Here is a 16,073-nt window from a genome sequence, read left to right as displayed (position 1 = left end):
GCGGGACAATACCCGCGGGTTCCACGCAACGGCGGATTGTAGCGGGTAGATATCTGCGCCCGCGTTGCGTAGAGGACGCCTACGGGTCACTACTAACTAGGCAAAAAGGCCCGTATCAGGCACTCGGGCGGCCGCGCTGGAGCATCGAGCGCATCTCGCGCAGCGACACCGCGCTTTCGGCCGACAGCGACACGCGCGGCACCGGCTTGAACGCGTGGCCGTAGATGACCTCGAAGGTCAGCGCGATGCGCCCGCCGCCCTCTTCGGCCGGGGCGAGTTCGGGCAACGCCTTCTTCAGCGACCGGTGCCAGGCCTTGCCGCGCAGCGCCGGGAAGCGCGCCGGGTGCAGGTTGCGGCCCAGCGTGCGCAGCTCGGCCAGCGCCGCCTCGGGCGTGGCCCAGGTCAGCACGATGCGCTCCATGTCCATCACCGGTTCGGCGAAGCCGGCGTGCACCAGCATGTCGCCCCAGTCGTGCATGTCGGTGAACTCGTGGCCCGCGGCCGGCCAGCCGAGCCGGGCATGCAGCGCGCGCAGCTCGCGCACGGTATCGGGCCCGAGGCAAGAGAACATCAGGAAGCCGTCGGTCGCCACCAGCTTGTGCCAGTGCGCAATCAGCGCCTCCGGGTCGGCCGCCATGTGCAGCGACATGTTGGCCCATAGCAGGTCGACGCCGTCTTCGGGCGGCGCGTCGAAGCGCGCCTTGCCGGCCTGCCAGCGGCGCGCGCTCCACCATGGGGCGGCCAGCGCCTGACCGGTGGCGGCCGCGAGCGCGGGCTCCGGCTCGATCACGAAGGAAGCCGCGTCCTTGTAGCGGCGGGCGACGAGTTCATGCGCCTCGAGGCCGCTGCGCAACGGTGCCCAGTCGGCCCATGTGCGGGGCTGGGCCTTGATCCATTGCAGCCGGTCTTCCATCCGGCGGCCGATTTCCTCGTGCAGCCAGGGGGAGCCGTCGGCAGGCGCGAGTTGGCGCCAGCGGGCGGCCGCCGTGGCATCGATGGTCGGCGGTCGTCGTGAGGGGTCGGTGGCCATGGGGCCGTGAGTATATTGAGGCCATGTCCAGCCATCGGGCCTTGTGGCCTTTCATGCCTTTCACCTCGCTGCTCGCACGGCTGCCCAGCCAGTGCGCGGTCTGCCGCGCCTGGCCGTCTCGCCCGGTGTGCGATGCCTGCGTGGCCCGCTTCGCACCGCCGACGGCGCGCTGCTGCAGTTGCGCCCTGCCCGTGCCCGAGGGCGTGAGCCGCTGCGGCCACTGCGTGACGCACCCGCCGCCGCTGGACGCCTGCCTCGCGGCCTGCACCTACGCATGGCCGTGGCCGGACGCCATCACGGCATTCAAGTTCCGGGGCGAGGCCGGCTGGGCCGGCCCGTTCGCCACGCTGCTGCGCAGCACGCCCTGGGTGGAGCCGGCGCTGGAGGCTTGCGACAGCGTGCTGCCGATGCCGCTGGCGCCCGGCCGGTTGCGCGAACGCGGCTTCAATCAGGCGCACGAGTTGGCGCGGCGGCTGTCGCCTGCCAAGACCGACGCCACCCTGCTTCTGCGCACCCGCGAGACGCCCGCACAGAGCGGCCTTTCGCGCGCCGACCGGCTGCACAACCTGCGCGGCGCCTTCGCCGTGGAACCGCTGCGCGCCGAGAAGCTGCGCGGCCAGCGCCTCGTGCTGGTGGACGACGTGATGACCAGCGGCGCCTCGCTGTTCGCGGCCGCCGAAGTGCTGCGGCTGGCGGGCGCGGCCCATATTACGGCAGTCGTGCTGGCCCGGACCGATCCGCCGCGCTGAATCTCCGAGGCGGCCCGCCGACAATCGGCGCATGTTCCATATCGTCCTGGTCCACCCCGAAATCCCGCCGAACACCGGCAACGTGATCCGGCTCGCCGCCAACACCGGCTGCACGCTGCACCTGGTCGAGCCGCTCGGCTTTTCGATGGACGACCGCCTGCTGCGCCGCGCAGGGCTCGACTACCACGAGTACGCCGAAGTGAAGCGCCACGCCGACTGGCAGGCGCTGCTCGCCACGGAGCAACCGGCCGCCGACCGCATGTTCGCCCTCACCACGCGCGGCACGCGGCCCGTGCACGACGTGCGCTTCCAGCCCGGGGACTGGCTAGTGTTCGGCTCGGAGACCAGCGGCCTGCCGCCCGTCGTGCGCGACGGCTTCGCCGAGCCGCAGCGCCTGCGGCTGCCGATGCGCGAGGGCCAGCGCAGCCTGAATCTCTCGAATGCAGTGGCGGTGACGGTGTTCGAGGCCTGGCGGCAGAACGGCTTCGGCTGAAACGAAAAAAGCCCGACGCCTCAGCGGTAGCGGCGCACCACCGACTCGGCCACGCACGCCGGCTTGGCGGCGCCTTCGAGCTCGATGGTGACTTCCCAGGTCATCTGGAAGCCGTCGTCGGCGATCGGCTCCGAACTCAGCAGCTTCATGCGGGCGCGCAGCCTCTTGCCCACCGGCACCGGCGACATGAAGCGAACCCGGTTCATGCCGTAGTTCACGCCCATGCGCGACTCGACCACGTCGATCGCCGTCTCGAAAAAGCGCGGCAGCAGCGACAGCGTGAGGAAACCATGGGCGATCGGTCCGCCGAAAGGGCCGGCCTTGGCCCGCTCGACATCGATATGGATCCACTGGTGGTCGCCCGTCGCCTCGGCGAACTGGTTGACCTGCTCCTGCGTGATGGTGATCCAGTCGCTCACGGCGACCTCCTGGCCAACGCAGGCGGCGAGATCCTGAAGGGTCTGGAATGTCTTTTTGGTCATGCGGGCATTCTGGCGTGCGGGGTGTACGCCCGGCTGTCGGGCTCGCGACAACCGGGCTCAGGGAAAACCGGGAGCCTGGACTAGGTGTCGAGCCATTCGCGGATCGGCTGCCACTGCTCCAGGTCGCGCTGCACGCGGCCGGGCGCGATGTCGAACAGCGTGAGTCCGCGCGCCGCGAGCTGCACGTAGTTCTGCGTGTCGCGCAGTTCGCCGATCACCGGCACGCCGAGCCCGGCGATGAACTCGTGGAGCCGGTCGGCCGCCAGCGTGCGGGCGTTCACGCGCATGCCGACGAGGCCGATCTTCGTCTTTTCGGCGCGGCGGTCTTCCAGCAGCCGGTCGAGGAAGTCGCGCGTCGCGTAGATGTCGAAGATGCTCGGCTGCAGCGGCACGATCACCCGGTCGGCCAGCGCCAGCACTTCCTTGAAGCGCCAGCCGTGCAGGCCGGCCGGCGTGTCGAGCACCGCGTGCGTGGTGCCGCGCGGCGGCCGCACCACCGTGCTGTCGCCGATGGCCTCCCAGGTGGCGATGGGCCGGGCCATCGGCGGACGCAGGCCCAGCCAGAGCCGCGAGGATTGCTGGCGATCCACGTCGCCCAGCATCACGGCATGGCCGTGGCTTGCGAAGTAGCCCGCGACGTTGGTCGCGATCGTCGACTTGCCTACGCCACCCTTGGGATTGGCGACCAGAACCACCGGCATAAAAGCTCTCCTCCGGAACAGGGACAGCGGGAATGGTAGCCGCCGGCGCCCTTTCGCCCGGCGAACCGGCCTTGACTGCGCTATGTTCGCGGGATGACGACAACAACATCCACGGGAAATTCCGGCGGCATCTACGTGCTCGCGGCCCACCCGCACTGGCGCGACTCGCGCGTCAACCGCCGCATGCTCGCCGCCGCGCGGGCCGTGCCGGGCATCGACGTCAACGACCTCTACGGCAGCTACCCCGACTTCGCCATCGACGTCGAAGCCGAGCAGGCCCGGCTCGCCAAGGCCGACTTGGTGGTGCTGGTGCACCCGATCCAGTGGTACTCGATGCCAGCGCTGCAAAAACTCTGGGTCGACGACGTGCTCGGCTACGGCTGGGCCTACGGCCCCGGCGGCACGGCGCTGCAGGGCAAGGACCTCTGGCTGGTCGCCACCACCGGCAGCCCCGAAGCCGCGTACCACCCCCAGAACTACCACCGCTATTTCTTCGACGCCTTCCTGCCGCCCTACGAGCAGACCGCCGCGCTGTGCGGCATGCGCTTCCTGCCGCCGCTGGTCTTCTACGGTGCGCGCAGCGCCAGCGAGGCGGACGTGGCTTCGCACGTCGAAACCTTTGCCCAGCGCCTCGGCAGCTACCCCGACTGGCCCGAGATCGAGGAGATCGACGCCTGCGTGGCCTGCCCCGTGCCCGAGAGCGACCGGCCAGCCGACACCGACGACATCGGCCAGGTGGTCTCCAGCGCCCTCCAGGCTGCCATGGCCCACGGCCTCGCGGCCACGGCCGCAGACAACGGCAAGGCGGCCTGAATGGAACACGCACCCGCCTGGCTGACCAGCAGCCTGATCTACCTGGGCGCCGCCGTGCTCGTGGTGCCGCTGTCGAAGGCCCTGGGCCTCGGCTCGATCATCGGCTACCTCGTGGCCGGCATCGCCATCGGCCCCTGGGGACTGGGCCTCGTGTCCAGCGTCGAGGACGTGCTGCACTTCGCCGAGTTCGGCGTGGTGCTGATGCTGTTCCTCGTGGGCCTCGAACTCGAACCCAGGCGCCTGTGGAGCCTGCGCCGCCCCATCTTCGGCTGGGGCACCGCGCAGGTGCTGAGCTGCGCCACGGTGCTGTTCGCCGCGGGCTGGGCCGTGGGCGCCGAATGGCGCGTGGCGCTGGTGGCAGCGCTGGGCCTCGCCTTGTCGTCCACCGCCATTGCGCTGCAGGTGTTCGGTGAGCGCAACCTGCTGAGGACGCCCAGCGGCCAGGCCGGCTTCTCGATCCTGCTGTTCCAGGACGTGGCCGCGATTCCGATCCTCGCGCTGCTGCCGCTGCTCGCGGGCGCCACCGCGGCCGAGCAGTCCATCACCGGCCTCGAACGCGCGCTGGAGGCCGCGAAGATCATCGGCGTGATCGGCGGCATCATCCTTGGCGGCCGGCTGCTGCTGCGTCCCATCCTGCGCTGGATCGCGCGCAGCGACACGCCCGAGATCTTCACCGCCGCCGCGCTGCTGCTGGTGGTGGCCATCGCCGCGCTGATGCAGGCGGTCGGCCTGTCGATGGCGCTCGGCGCGTTCCTCGCCGGCGTGCTGCTGGCCGAGAGCGAATACCGGCGCGAGCTCGAGACCGACATCGAGCCCTTCAAGGGCCTGCTGCTGGGCCTGTTCTTCATCGCCGTGGGCATGTCGATCAACTTCGGCGTGCTGATCGCGAGCCCCTGGGTCATGGCGATGCTGGTGGTCGGTTTCATGGCCGTCAAGCTGGTGGTGATCTACGCGCTCGCCAAGGCCATGGGCATTGCCTACCAGGAGCGCCCGGTGTTCACGCTGCTGCTGGCGCAGGGCGGCGAGTTCGCGTTCGTGGTGTTCCAGGCCGCGGGGCCCGACGTGCTGCCGCCCGAGATCACCTCGCTGCTGATCGGCGCGGTCGCGCTGTCGATGCTGCTGTCGCCGCTGCTGCTGGTGCTGCTCGACAAATTCGTGCTGCCGCGCTACAGCCGCAACGGCGGCACCCAGCTGGAAGAGATTTCGGAGCAGCAGGACGCCAAGGTGCTGATCTGCGGCTTCGGCCGATACGGCCAGATCGTCGGCCGCATGCTGATGTCGCAAGGCCTGCGCGTGACCGTACTCGACCACGACGCCGACACCGTCGAAGGCTTGCGCCAGTTCGGCTTTCGCGTGTTCTACGGCGATGCCACGCGGCTCGACCTGCTGCGCACCGCAGGCGCGGGCACGGCCAAGGCCATCGTGGTGGCGGTGGACGACATCGAGCAGTCGCTCGAAATCGTCGATCTCGTGCGGGAGAACTTCCCACAGGCGCGCATCATCGCGCGGGCCCGCAACGTGACGCACCTGTTCCAGCTGCGCGACCGTGGCGTGATGGACGTGGAGCGCGAGGTGTTCGAGTCATCGCTGCGCAGCGCCCGCACCACGCTCGAAGCACTGGGCTGGCCGGCGCATGAAGCGCGCGAGTCGGCCATGCGCTTTCGCCGCCGGAATATCAAGCTCAGCGACGAGATCTATCCGCACTACAAGGACCGCGCCAAGCTGATCGCGGCCAACAAGGCGGGCCGCCAGCAGTTCGAGGAACAGATGGCGCGCGAGCGCGAGGAGCGACAGCGGCGCTCGGGGCGCGACTGGGATCGGATCGACGAAAACGAGGCAACGAAGGAAGAGGCGGACGCGTAGCGCCCTTCCGCTCGCGCCTCCAGGGGCCCCGACATCACGTCGGGCGTGGACCTGCCGCCCCAGCCACGAAGAGCGGGACGCCATATCGATTTCCATCAGGGTTTCCCCTCAGCAAGCCCCGATCCTTCATTCAGTACACTGATTGTCATATTCAGTGTGCTGAATGTCATGTCGCACTCAAAAAAAAACTTCGTGCGACTGCGCTTGTATTTCCCTTCAGGAGACAACGATGAAACACGCCTTGCGCCGTGACCTGGACGAAGGTCCCATGAGCAGATTCCAATGGAGTGCGATCGCCATCTGCGTCACGCTCATCATGCTCGACGGCTTCGACGTGCTGGTGATGGCATTCACCGCCGCCAGCGTCTCGGCCGAATGGAAGCTCAGCGGCGCCCAGCTCGGCGTGCTGTTCAGTGCCGGGCTGTTTGGCATGGCCGCGGGTTCGCTGTTTCTCGCGCCCCTCGCCGACCGATTCGGGCGCCAGGCCATCATCCTCCTGTGCCTCGTCGTGATCGCGCTCGGCATGGGGCTTTCGGCGCTGGCCCAAGGCAGCACCCAACTGGCGGCCCTGCGCGCACTCACGGGGCTCGGCATCGGCGGAATGCTGGCCAGCGTCGGCGTCATCACGGCCGAATTCGCCTCGAACAAGTGGCGCAGCACGGCTGTCGCCCTGCAGGCGACGGGCTATCCCATCGGTGCGACGATCGGTGGCAGCATCGCCGCGGTGCTGCTCGAGGCCTACGGGTGGCGCTCGGTCTTCGTCTTCGGCGGCGTGGCCACTGTTGCCATGATTCCGCTGGTGCTCTGGCGGCTGCCGGAATCCGTCGACTTCCTCACTTCGAGGCGCCCGGCTGGCGCGCTGCAAAAGCTCAACGCCCTGCTGCGAAAAATGCAGCGCACCGAACTGGCCGAACTCCCGCCGCTCCCGGCCGTTGGCGAACGCCCTTCCAACACGATCCCGGGCCTGTTCAACGGCGGACTGGCCCGCTCGACGCTGCTGCTCTGGGCCGCGTTCTTCCTGCTCATGTTCAGCTTCTACTTCGCGCTCAGCTGGACGCCGAAGCTGCTGGTTTCGGCGGGGCTCTCGGCCCGCCAGGGGATCACGGGCGGCGTGCTGCTGAACATCGGGGGCATCGTTGGCGGCAGCCTGTTCGGGCTGCTGGCCGCCCGGCTGGACCTCGGCCGGCTGACGGCTGCCAGCCTGACGATGACAGCCGTCGCCATGGCTGCCTTCGGCGCCTCGACCGGTCACCTCGGTGCGTCGTTCGCGATTGCCTTCCTGATCGGCGCATTCATCTTCGGCTCGATGGCCGGCCTTTATGCGTTCGCGCCGGTCATCTATCCGGCGGCGGTGCGCACGACCGGCATGGGCTGGGCCATCGGTATCGGGCGCATCGGTGCCATCCTCGCTCCGCTGATTGCCGGCATGCTGCTCGACAGCGGCTGGCAGGCACCGAAGCTGTACTACGCCTATGCGCTGCCGCTGATCGCGGCGATGGCGGCAGTGCTGGCGCTGCGCCAAAGCGCCGCGCGGCAATCCACAGGCGCCGTGATCAGTGCGCACTGAGCCGGTTTCTTTTTCTTTCCCGGAAATCTCAAGGAGACACACATGTTCCCGAAAAATGCCTGGTACGTGGCCTGCACCGCCAACGAAATCGACGACAAGCCGCTGGGCCGGATGATCTGCGGCGAAAAGCTCGTGCTGTACCGTGCGGCTGAGGGCAAGGCTGCGGCGCTGGAGGATTTCTGCCCGCATCGGGGTGCACCGCTCTCGCTCGGCTCGGTCGTCGAAGGCAAGCTCGTGTGCGGCTATCACGGCCTGGAGATGGGCTGCGACGGCAAGACGGTCGCCATGCCCGGCCAGCGCGTGCGTGGATTCCCCGCGATCCGGTCCTTCCCGGTGATCGAGCGCTATGGTTTTGTCTGGGTGTGGCCCGGCGACCCGGCCCTGGCCGACCCGGCCAAGCTGCATCACCTCGAGTGGGCCGAAAGCCCGGATTGGGCCTACGGCGGCGGCCTCTTCCATATCCAGTGCGACTACCGGCTCATGATCGACAACCTGATGGACCTGACGCACGAGACCTACGTGCACGCGACCAGCATCGGCCAGAAGGAAATCGACGAGACGCCGACCAAGACCGTCACCGAAGGCGACACCGTCACCACCGCCCGCCACATGGAAAACATCATGGCGCCCCCTTTCTGGCGCATGGCGCTGCGCGGCAACCACCTGGCCGACGACGTGCCGGTCGACCGCTGGCAAATCTGCCGTTTCACGCCGCCGAGCCACGTGCTGATCGAAGTCGGCGTCGCGCACGCCGGCAAGGGCGGCTATCACGCCGACCCGGCGCACAAGGTGTCGAGCATCGTGGTCGACTTCATCACCCCCGAGACGGAAACCTCGATCTGGTACTTCTGGGGCATGGCGCGCAATTTTCAGCCGCACGACAAGGCGCTCACCGCATCGATCCGCGAGGGTCAGGGCAAGATCTTCAGCGAAGACCTCGAGATGCTCGAATCGCAGCAGCGCAACCTGCTCGCGCACCCGCAACGGCAGTTGCTCAAGCTCAACATCGATTCCGGCGGCGTGCAGTCGCGCCGTGTCATCGAACGCCTGATCGCACAGGAAGACGAAGCTTCCAGCAAGCAGGAGGTCGCAGAATGAACGCCTCCGAACTCAACGTGCGCGTTGCACGCAAGCACGTCGAAGCGCTGGACATCTGCACATTCGAACTGGTGCGGGAGGATGGAGGTGCCCTGCCGGCGTTCTCGGCCGGTTCGCACATCGACGTGCACATGCCGAACGGTGCCACGCGCCAGTACTCGCTGTGCAATGACCCGAGCGAGAGCCATCGTTATCTGATCGGCGTGCTGCGCGACCCGAACTCCCGCGGCGGATCGCAAACGATGCACGACCTCGTCAAGGAGGGCGACGCGCTTCGCATCAGCGCACCGAAGAACCACTTCCCGCTGGCGCACGGCGCTGCGCACAGCGTGCTGATTGCCGGCGGAATCGGTGTGACGCCCATTCTGTGCATGGCAGAGCGGCTGGCGGTCGCCGACGCGGCCTTTGAAATGCACTACTGCACGCGTTCGCAGGAACGCACCGCGTTTGTCGAGCGCATCGCGCGAGCGCCATTCGCTTCCCGGGTGCAATTTCACTTCGATGACGGGGATGAAGCGCAGAAGTTGTCGCTTCCGGCCATTGTCCAGGCTCCGAAGACGGGCGTTCATCTGTACGTGTGCGGGCCCAAGGGCTTCATGGACTGGGTGCTCGACGCTGCACGCGCCGCCGGCTGGCCGGTCGACCAGCTCCACTACGAATTCTTCTCGGCCGAGGTGGTCAAGTCGGACGCCGACGCAGCCTTCGAGGTCAAGCTCGCGAGCTCCGGCCGCATCGTTGCGGTGCCCAAGGACAAGACGGTGGTGCAGGCCCTTGCGGCGGCGGGTATCGAGGTCGCCACTTCGTGCGAGCAGGGCGTGTGCGGCACGTGCCTCACGCGCGTGCTCGAAGGCGAACCCGACCACAAGGACATGTATCTGACGCCCGAGGAACAGGCAGCCAACGATCAGTTCACGCCCTGCTGTTCGCGATCGCGTTCGCCGATCCTCGTGCTCGACCTGTAGGGCGCTTGGAGCGGGAGGGTCTCGGTAAGATCGCGGGCTTCTGCGCCGCCGAAGCCGATCTGTTTTCTCCATCATGTCCCTCAGCAAGTCCAATACCGCCGCGATCGACATCAACGACCAGCCGGGCCACCTCATCCGGCGCGCCCATCAGATCGCAGTGTCGGTATTCCACGAGACGCTGGGGCGCGACGTCACGCCGGTGCAATATGCCGCGATGCGCGTCTTGCAGGACAAGCCGGGCATCGACCAGATCACCCTGGCCCAGCAGGTGGCCCTCGATACCTCCAGCGCTGCCGACATCGCCGCGCGCCTGGAAACGAAGGGATTGATAACCCGCAAGATGCTGGCGCGCGGACAGCGCGAGTTGCGCCTCACGACCGCCGGCGAGGATTTGCTTGCAGAGATGGTGCCCGCGATGGCGCAGATGCAAGACACTCTCCTGGGTTCGCTGAGCGAGAAGGAGCGCGCGGATTTCATGGCGTTGCTCAGGAAATTCGTCACCGTCAACAACGAAAAGAGCCGCGCGCCGATGCGCGCTTAATGCGGGCGACGGGTCCCTCTTCGGGATGGCGGGGTTGTCCACGAGCGCCGCGGCGGCTTCGCAAGCCGACTGTTGTAATCGGACATGGAACGCCGTGCGAACGCGTCGCCTCGGCACAATCACCCCATGCCCAGCGTCCAACCCATCAAGAAAAAGACAGCCCCTGCGGTCGCAGCCACCCCGGCGCCCATGACCGGGTCCGTGGACACCGCCTTCCTTCGCACGCTGGTGGGCTACAACGCGCGCCGCGCCTCGCTGGCCGTGATCGAGGTGTTCATGGAGCGCATGGCGGTGTACGGCCTGAAGGTGGTGGATTTCTCGGTGCTGTCGCTGATGGCGCACAACCCCGGCATCACCTCGCGCCAGCTGTGCGCCACGCTCGATGTGCTGCCGCCCAACCTGGTGGGACTGATCGCCGCGCTGGAGCGGCGTGGGTTGATCGAACGCCGCCCGCACCCGAGCGACGGCCGCGCCCTCGGCCTGCACCTCACGCCGGCAGGGATGGATCTGACCGCGCAGGCCGAGCAGACCGCCGCCGACCTGGAGGTGGACGCCACCGGGCGCCTGACGGCCGCCGAGCGCAAGACGCTGATCCGGCTGCTGCAGAAGGTGTACTCGCGGGGGGAATGAAGTTCCCTGTGGTTCTGCGTCCGCGCGCAGGGCCGAAGACGATGCGGGCGCTATCGGAGGTACTTCACTCGACGCGCGACCTTTCGGCCATGGCCTTGGCCAGGCCACCCCACCGGGCGCGGAACAGCCCTGGGTCCATGGTCTTCACGTCGCGCATCAGGGGCCTGAACCCCATGTGCGCCAGCACATCGCGCTCCAGGTCGATGCCCGGCGCGATCTCGATCAGTTCCAGCCCTTCGGTGGTCAGGTGGAACACCGCGCGTTCGGTGACGAACAGCACGTTCTGCTGGCGCCGCGCGGCATCCAGCCCATTGAAGGTGATCTGCTCCACCTTCTCGATGAACTTGCGGGACTTGCCTTCCTTGACGATGGTGAGCTGCCCGTCGGCCACCTTCACCTGCAGGCCCCCGGCGGTGAAGGTGCCGCAGAACACCAGATTCTTCGTGGAGCACGTGATGTTCACGAAGCCGCCGCAGCCCACGGGGCGGCCGTTGAACTTGCTCACGTTCACGTTGCCGTGGTTGTCCACCTGGGCCAGGCCCAGGAAGCTGGCGTCCAGGCCGCCGCCGTCGTAGAAGTCGAACTGCAGCGACTGCTCGATGATGGCGTCGGCGTTGTAGGCCACACCGAAGTCGCCGCCCTGCGCGGGAATGCCGCCGGTGATGCCGCTCTCGACACTCAGGGTCAGCTGGTCGGCCACGCCCTCCTCCGCTGCCACCGAGGGCACGCCGGCCGGGATGCCGATGCCCAGGTTGGTGATCGCGCCGGGCGCAAGCTCCAGCGCCGAGCGGCGGGCAATCACCTTGCGCTCGTCCAGCGGCATGGGCTCCAGCGAGTTCACGGGCACGCGCACGTCACCGCACAGCGCGGGGCTGAACTGCGTGGTGATGGTCTGCATGTGGTTCTCGGGCTGGCTGACCACCACGTAGTCCACCGACACGCCAGGCACCTTCACCGACTTGGGGTGCAGGCTGCCGGCCTGGACGATGCGCTCCACCTGCGCGATGACGATGCCGCCGCAGGCCTTGGCCGCATGGGCAATGTTGATCTGCTCCAGCAGCATGCCTTCCTTGTCCAGCGTGATATTGCCGTTCTCGTCGGCCAGGGTGCCGCGGATGATGGCCACGTCGATCTTGGGCGAGGGGTAGAACAACCATTCCTCGCCGTTGAATTCGACCAGCCTGACCAGGTCTTCGGTGGACTTGCCGTTGAGCTTTCCGCCCTCGATGCGCGGATCGACGAACGTGCCCAGGCCCACCTTGGTCAGCAGGCCCGGGCTGCGGCTGGCGATGTGCCGTGTGAGGTGCGACAGGCTGCCCTGCGGGAAGTTGTAGGCCTCGACCTCGCCTTCGAACACCATCTTCATCATCTCGGCGCCGGTCTGGCCGAAGTGGCCGGCCACGGTGCGCTTGATCATGCCGGGGTGGGCGAAGTGCACCATGCCCGCGTCCTTGCTGTTGCCGATGGCGCCGCAGGCCCAGGTGGTCACGTTGCGCGGGTGGCCAGTGTCCAGAAAGGTTTGCTCCACGCCCTTGAGCACTTCCTCGGGCAGGCTGGTGACGGCCAGGCCGCCCAGGAAGATGGTGGCGTCGTCGGGGATGAGGGCCCCGGCTTGGGCGGCGGTGATGATTTTCATGGTGTGTGGTTTTGTTGTCGGGAACGGGTTCGGTCGTTCTGGCGTCTTGAGTCCGGCAGCTCTCAGGCTTCGGGGTTTTCGATAAGCAACGCCATGCCCTGCCCGCCGCCCACGCAGGCGCTGGAAATGCCGTAGCGCAGGCCGCGGCGGCGCAGTTCGCGCGCCAGCGTCACCGTGAGGCGCACGCCGGTGGCGGCAAGCGGGTGGCCCAGCGCGATGGCGCCGCCGTTCACGTTGAGCTTGTCGCGGTCGAGGCCCAGCTCGCGCTCCACCGCGATGGTCTGCGCGCCCTGGGCCTCGTTGATTTCGAACAGGCCGATGTCGTCCAGCGCGAGCCCGGTGCGCGCCAGCAGCGCGCGGATGGCGGGGGCCGGGCCGATGCCCATGTACTCGGGCGCCACGCCCACCGCTGCCGCACCGCGCAGGCGCGCCAGGGGCTTGAGGCCGCGCTGCTGCACATACGCATCGCCGGCCACCACCGCGCCCACGGCGCCATCGACCAGGGCCGAGCTGTTGCCGGCCGTCTGCACGCCACCGGGATAGACGGTGCGCAAGCCCGCCAGGGCCTCGATGGGCGAGGGGCGCGGGTGGGTGTCGCGGTCGAGCTGCGCCACCTTGCGCGGCAGCGTGATGCCCCGCGTGGCATAGCCTTCGAGCGCGAATTTTTCGCTCGTCACCGGCACGATCTCGCCGGCCAGGAAGCCATCGGCCTGGGCCTTGAGCGCTCGCTCGAACGAGCGGGCGGCGTAGGCGTCCACGTCTTCGCGGGTGATGCCGTATTTCTTCGCCAGATTCTCGGCGGTCTCGATCATCGTGACCGGGCCCGCGGTGTCGATCAGCGCTTCCATCAGGAAGTCCTTGAACTCCACCGGCGCGCCCAGCTTGAAGCCCGTGCGGTGCGTGTAGGCGGCAATCGGGTTGCGCGTCATGGACTCGGTGCCCACCACCAGCGCCACGTCGGCATAGCCCAGCGCGACCTGGTCGGCCGCCTGGCGCAGCAGCTCAAAGCCCGTGCCGCAGATGCGCTGCACCAGGATGGCCGGCACACTCTGCGGCACGCCCGCGTACAGGCCGATGTGGCGCGGCAGCACGAAGGCGTCGAAGTCGGCCTGCGCCATCGATCCGGTGATGACCGAGTTCACGTCGGCGGCGGACACGCCGCTGCGCTCCAGCACCGCACGGGCGACCTTGATGCCCATGTCGGTGGGCGACACATGGCCCAGGGGACCGCAGTAGTCGACCATCGGCGTGCGCACGCCGTCGATCAGCCAGGCGTTCAGGGGAGCGGAAAAGGAATGTTCAGTGGTCATGGATCAAGCTTTCTGGGTTCTGCTGTCGGTCACGCGCAGCACGGTGGCATAGCCGCTGTCGCCTGCGGCGCAGCCGGTGAACAGGCCCACGCCGCCACCGCGCAGCACCAGCTCTTCGATGAGTTCGATGATGGCGCGCAGTCCCGTGGGCGCCTGCGGGTGGCCCCAGATGATGGAGCTGCCGTAGTTGTTCATGCGCTCCCACGCGAAGCCGGTGTCGCGCGCCAGGGCGATGTCGTTCACGGCGAACGGGTTGTGGGTCTTGACGGCGTCCACGTCCTTCATGGCGAGGCCCGCGTGCTTCAGCGCATTGAAGGTGGCGGGCACCGGCGCCATGGGCATGTAGCCCGCCTCCACGCGCGCCATGCCGAAGCCCAGGATCTCGATCTCGATGCCGGGATCGATGGACGCAGCGCGCGCCCGTTCGCGCGTGGTGACGATGGCGCCCGCGTTGCCGTCGGCCGGATGGGTCTGCCCGCCGAAGGTGACGGTGCCGCCCTCCTTCACGGGCTTGAGCCTGGCCAGGCCTTCGGCCGTGGTCGGGAAGATGCCTTCGTCGGTGCCGAGCGTGCCGGTCTGCTTGCGGAATTTCGAGTCGGAGAGCGGTACGTCGGCCATGTAGCGCTTCTGGAACGCGCGGTCATCGGCCAGCGCCTGCTGGTACTGGGTGTAGCGGTGCAGCTTCAGCGCGTGCTGTTCCTCGGTGCTGATGCCATAGCGCGCGGCCACGTTCTCGCCTGTCTGCAGCATCGCGTTCTTGGCGTAGGGGTCGTGCGCCATGTTGTCGGGCACCCAGTGCTCGGTGATGCCATAGCCGCCGGTGCCACTCGAATCCGGGTAGTACACGACCGGCCCGTTGGACTGACGGTCGGCCATCACCAGCAGCGCGCTACCGGCCGTGCCGCAGGCCACTTCCTGCGCGGCCATCTGCAGTGCGCGCACGCTGGTGGCGCAGGCCTGCTGCACCGTGGGGCCGGCCACGCGATCGATGCCCATGAGCCCCGTGACCCACGGCAGTCCGTAGAAGCTGCCCTTCTGCGGATTGGTGATGCCCAGGATGGCCAGGTCCACCGCCGCGAGGTCGTAGCCGCGCGCCGCCAGCGCCTGCCGGCCCACCTTGGCGGCCAGCGGCAGTGCATTGAGGTTGGCCAGCGAGCCCTGCCACTTGGCAAAGGGAGACGACCAGTAGATACCGTAGGGGATGAAGGCGTTCACGGCGGGTTCCTTGTTCCTTAGGTCTGCATTTAGTTATTTATCATAACCATATGATCCACTGGAAAAGCTAGGGAAAGCACCTAGAAAAGAGCCCGGCCTCGACCTTGTTTTAGTTATCTTCAATAACCATAATTCCGCCAACTCACCCACATCACCATGACCCAGTCCACCGACATCTCCCTGGAAATTCGCGGCGAACGCGAGGAAATCGCGGTCATCCGCCTGACCCGCCCCGCCAAGCGCAACGCCTTGAACGACGGCCTGATCCTCGCGCTGCGCGAGTTGATGGAAAGCCTGCCCGCCACTGTGGCCGCCGCGGTGATCGACGGCCAGGGCGAGCACTTCTGCTCGGGGCTGGACCTCAGCGAACTCAAGGAGCGCGATGCCGGCCAGGGCCTGCACCACTCGCGCATGTGGCATGCAGCGCTCGATCGCGTCCAGTTCGGCCCCGTGCCCGTGGTGGCCGCGCTGCACGGTGCCGTGGTGGGCGGCGGACTGGAGCTGGCCAGCGCGTGCCACATCCGCGTGGCCGACGAATCGACCTTCTACGCGCTGCCCGAAGGCTCGCGCGGCATCTTCGTGGGCGGTGGCGGCGCGGTGCGCATCCCGCGCCTGATCGGCACGGCCCGCATGACCGACATGATGATGACCGGCCGCGTCTACAACGCCGTGGACGGCGAGAAGGTCGGCTTTGCGCAGTACCTCGTGCCCGCTGGCACCGCGTTCGACAAGGCCTTCGAGCTGGCCCAGCGCATCGCCCAGAACGCGCCGCTGACCAACTACGCGCTGATGCACGCGCTGCCCCGCATTGCCGAGCAGCCGTCCGACCAGGGCCTGATGACCGAAGCCATGATGGCCGCCATCGCACAGAGCGCACCCGAGGCCAAGGCCCGCGTGCGCGCCTTTCTCGACGGCAAGGCGGCCAAGGTCAAGAAGGACTGATGCACATCGCGCGCACCGAAAGCCCCTGATGACTGCAAACC

The 16,073-nt window shown here is 67.8% G+C and carries 16 protein-coding genes; 10 read left to right on the top strand and 6 right to left on the bottom strand.

Annotated features, from left to right (window positions below; genetic code table 11):
* Positions 1 to 115: 115 nt before the first annotated feature.
* Positions 116 to 1,030 carry a biotin synthase gene (locus tag ACCD11_RS14415; protein ID WP_413314384.1) on the bottom strand — a complete coding sequence of 305 codons (915 nt, stop codon included), beginning with the start codon at positions 1,028 to 1,030 and terminating at the stop codon, positions 116 to 118.
* A gap of 53 nt (positions 1,031 to 1,083) precedes the next feature.
* On the opposite strand from ACCD11_RS14415, the gene ACCD11_RS14410 reads away from it, so the two are divergent.
* Both ACCD11_RS14410 and trmL read left to right on the top strand, forming a co-directional pair.
* Positions 1,084 to 1,779 (top strand): phosphoribosyltransferase family protein, encoded by a 696-nt coding sequence (locus ACCD11_RS14410; RefSeq protein WP_413314383.1) that lies wholly within the window; start codon positions 1,084 to 1,086, stop codon positions 1,777 to 1,779.
* Between the two features lie 31 nt (positions 1,780 to 1,810).
* Positions 1,811 to 2,272 carry a tRNA (uridine(34)/cytosine(34)/5-carboxymethylaminomethyluridine(34)-2'-O)-methyltransferase TrmL gene (trmL, locus tag ACCD11_RS14405; protein WP_007836375.1) on the top strand — a complete coding sequence of 154 codons (462 nt, stop codon included), beginning with the start codon at positions 1,811 to 1,813 and terminating at the stop codon, positions 2,270 to 2,272.
* Positions 2,273 to 2,292: 20 nt separating this feature from the next.
* Here the strand turns inward: trmL and ACCD11_RS14400 are convergent, their stop codons facing one another.
* Both ACCD11_RS14400 and ACCD11_RS14395 read right to left on the bottom strand, forming a co-directional pair.
* Complete coding sequence (locus tag ACCD11_RS14400; protein ID WP_007836376.1) at positions 2,293 to 2,754, bottom strand: MaoC family dehydratase; 462 nt, start codon at positions 2,752 to 2,754, stop codon at positions 2,293 to 2,295.
* Between the two features lie 80 nt (positions 2,755 to 2,834).
* The gene (locus ACCD11_RS14395) at positions 2,835 to 3,455 is read right to left on the bottom strand and encodes a ParA family protein (protein WP_007836377.1); all 621 of its coding nucleotides are present in this window, start codon (positions 3,453 to 3,455) and stop codon (positions 2,835 to 2,837) included.
* Between the two features lie 93 nt (positions 3,456 to 3,548).
* On the opposite strand from ACCD11_RS14395, the gene ACCD11_RS14390 reads away from it, so the two are divergent.
* The 7 genes from ACCD11_RS14390 to ACCD11_RS14360 all read left to right on the top strand — a co-directional run bounded on the left by ACCD11_RS14390 (position 3,549) and on the right by ACCD11_RS14360 (position 10,929).
* On the top strand, positions 3,549 to 4,268 hold the full coding sequence (locus ACCD11_RS14390) for an NAD(P)H-dependent oxidoreductase (RefSeq protein WP_413314382.1): 720 nt from the start codon (positions 3,549 to 3,551) through the stop codon (positions 4,266 to 4,268).
* On the top strand, positions 4,269 to 6,131 hold the full coding sequence (kefC, locus tag ACCD11_RS14385; RefSeq protein WP_413314381.1) for a glutathione-regulated potassium-efflux system protein KefC: 1,863 nt from the start codon (positions 4,269 to 4,271) through the stop codon (positions 6,129 to 6,131).
* A 229-nt stretch (positions 6,132 to 6,360) separates the two neighbouring features.
* Positions 6,361 to 7,698 carry an MFS transporter gene (locus tag ACCD11_RS14380; protein WP_413314379.1) on the top strand — a complete coding sequence of 446 codons (1,338 nt, stop codon included), beginning with the start codon at positions 6,361 to 6,363 and terminating at the stop codon, positions 7,696 to 7,698.
* Between the two features lie 42 nt (positions 7,699 to 7,740).
* Positions 7,741 to 8,796: a Rieske 2Fe-2S domain-containing protein gene (locus ACCD11_RS14375; RefSeq protein ID WP_413314378.1), complete on the top strand. Its 1,056-nt coding sequence runs from the start codon at positions 7,741 to 7,743 to the stop codon at positions 8,794 to 8,796.
* Positions 8,793 to 9,758: a PDR/VanB family oxidoreductase gene (locus ACCD11_RS14370; protein ID WP_413314377.1), complete on the top strand. Its 966-nt coding sequence runs from the start codon at positions 8,793 to 8,795 to the stop codon at positions 9,756 to 9,758. The genes ACCD11_RS14375 and ACCD11_RS14370 overlap by 4 nt, the downstream gene beginning before the upstream one ends.
* 73 nt (positions 9,759 to 9,831) lie before the next feature.
* Entirely contained in the window at positions 9,832 to 10,299 is a 468-nt protein-coding gene (locus ACCD11_RS14365; RefSeq protein WP_413314376.1) for a MarR family winged helix-turn-helix transcriptional regulator, read from the top strand.
* A 126-nt stretch (positions 10,300 to 10,425) separates the two neighbouring features.
* The gene (locus ACCD11_RS14360; RefSeq protein WP_007836387.1) at positions 10,426 to 10,929 is read left to right on the top strand and encodes a MarR family winged helix-turn-helix transcriptional regulator; all 504 of its coding nucleotides are present in this window, start codon (positions 10,426 to 10,428) and stop codon (positions 10,927 to 10,929) included.
* 64 nt (positions 10,930 to 10,993) lie between these two features.
* Here ACCD11_RS14360 and ACCD11_RS14355 read toward each other — a convergent pair whose 3' ends face one another.
* The 3 genes from ACCD11_RS14355 to ACCD11_RS14345 form a co-directional block, all read right to left on the bottom strand.
* Complete coding sequence (locus tag ACCD11_RS14355; protein ID WP_413314375.1) at positions 10,994 to 12,565, bottom strand: acyl CoA:acetate/3-ketoacid CoA transferase; 1,572 nt, start codon at positions 12,563 to 12,565, stop codon at positions 10,994 to 10,996.
* Positions 12,566 to 12,627: 62 nt separating this feature from the next.
* Complete coding sequence (locus ACCD11_RS14350) at positions 12,628 to 13,875, bottom strand: thiolase family protein (RefSeq protein ID WP_413314374.1); 1,248 nt, start codon at positions 13,873 to 13,875, stop codon at positions 12,628 to 12,630.
* A gap of 3 nt (positions 13,876 to 13,878) precedes the next feature.
* Complete coding sequence (locus tag ACCD11_RS14345; RefSeq protein WP_413314373.1) at positions 13,879 to 15,090, bottom strand: thiolase family protein; 1,212 nt, start codon at positions 15,088 to 15,090, stop codon at positions 13,879 to 13,881.
* Positions 15,091 to 15,246: 156 nt separating this feature from the next.
* On the opposite strand from ACCD11_RS14345, the gene ACCD11_RS14340 reads away from it, so the two are divergent.
* Positions 15,247 to 16,032, top strand: a complete 786-nt coding sequence (locus ACCD11_RS14340; RefSeq protein WP_413314372.1) for a crotonase/enoyl-CoA hydratase family protein — start codon at positions 15,247 to 15,249, stop codon at positions 16,030 to 16,032.
* Positions 16,033 to 16,073: the final 41 nt, after the last annotated feature.

Source organism: Variovorax sp. Varisp36, assembly GCF_047304235.1.
Classification (GTDB): Bacteria; Pseudomonadota; Gammaproteobacteria; order Burkholderiales; family Burkholderiaceae_C; genus Variovorax.
This window is presented reverse-complemented; position numbering and strand designations above follow the sequence as displayed.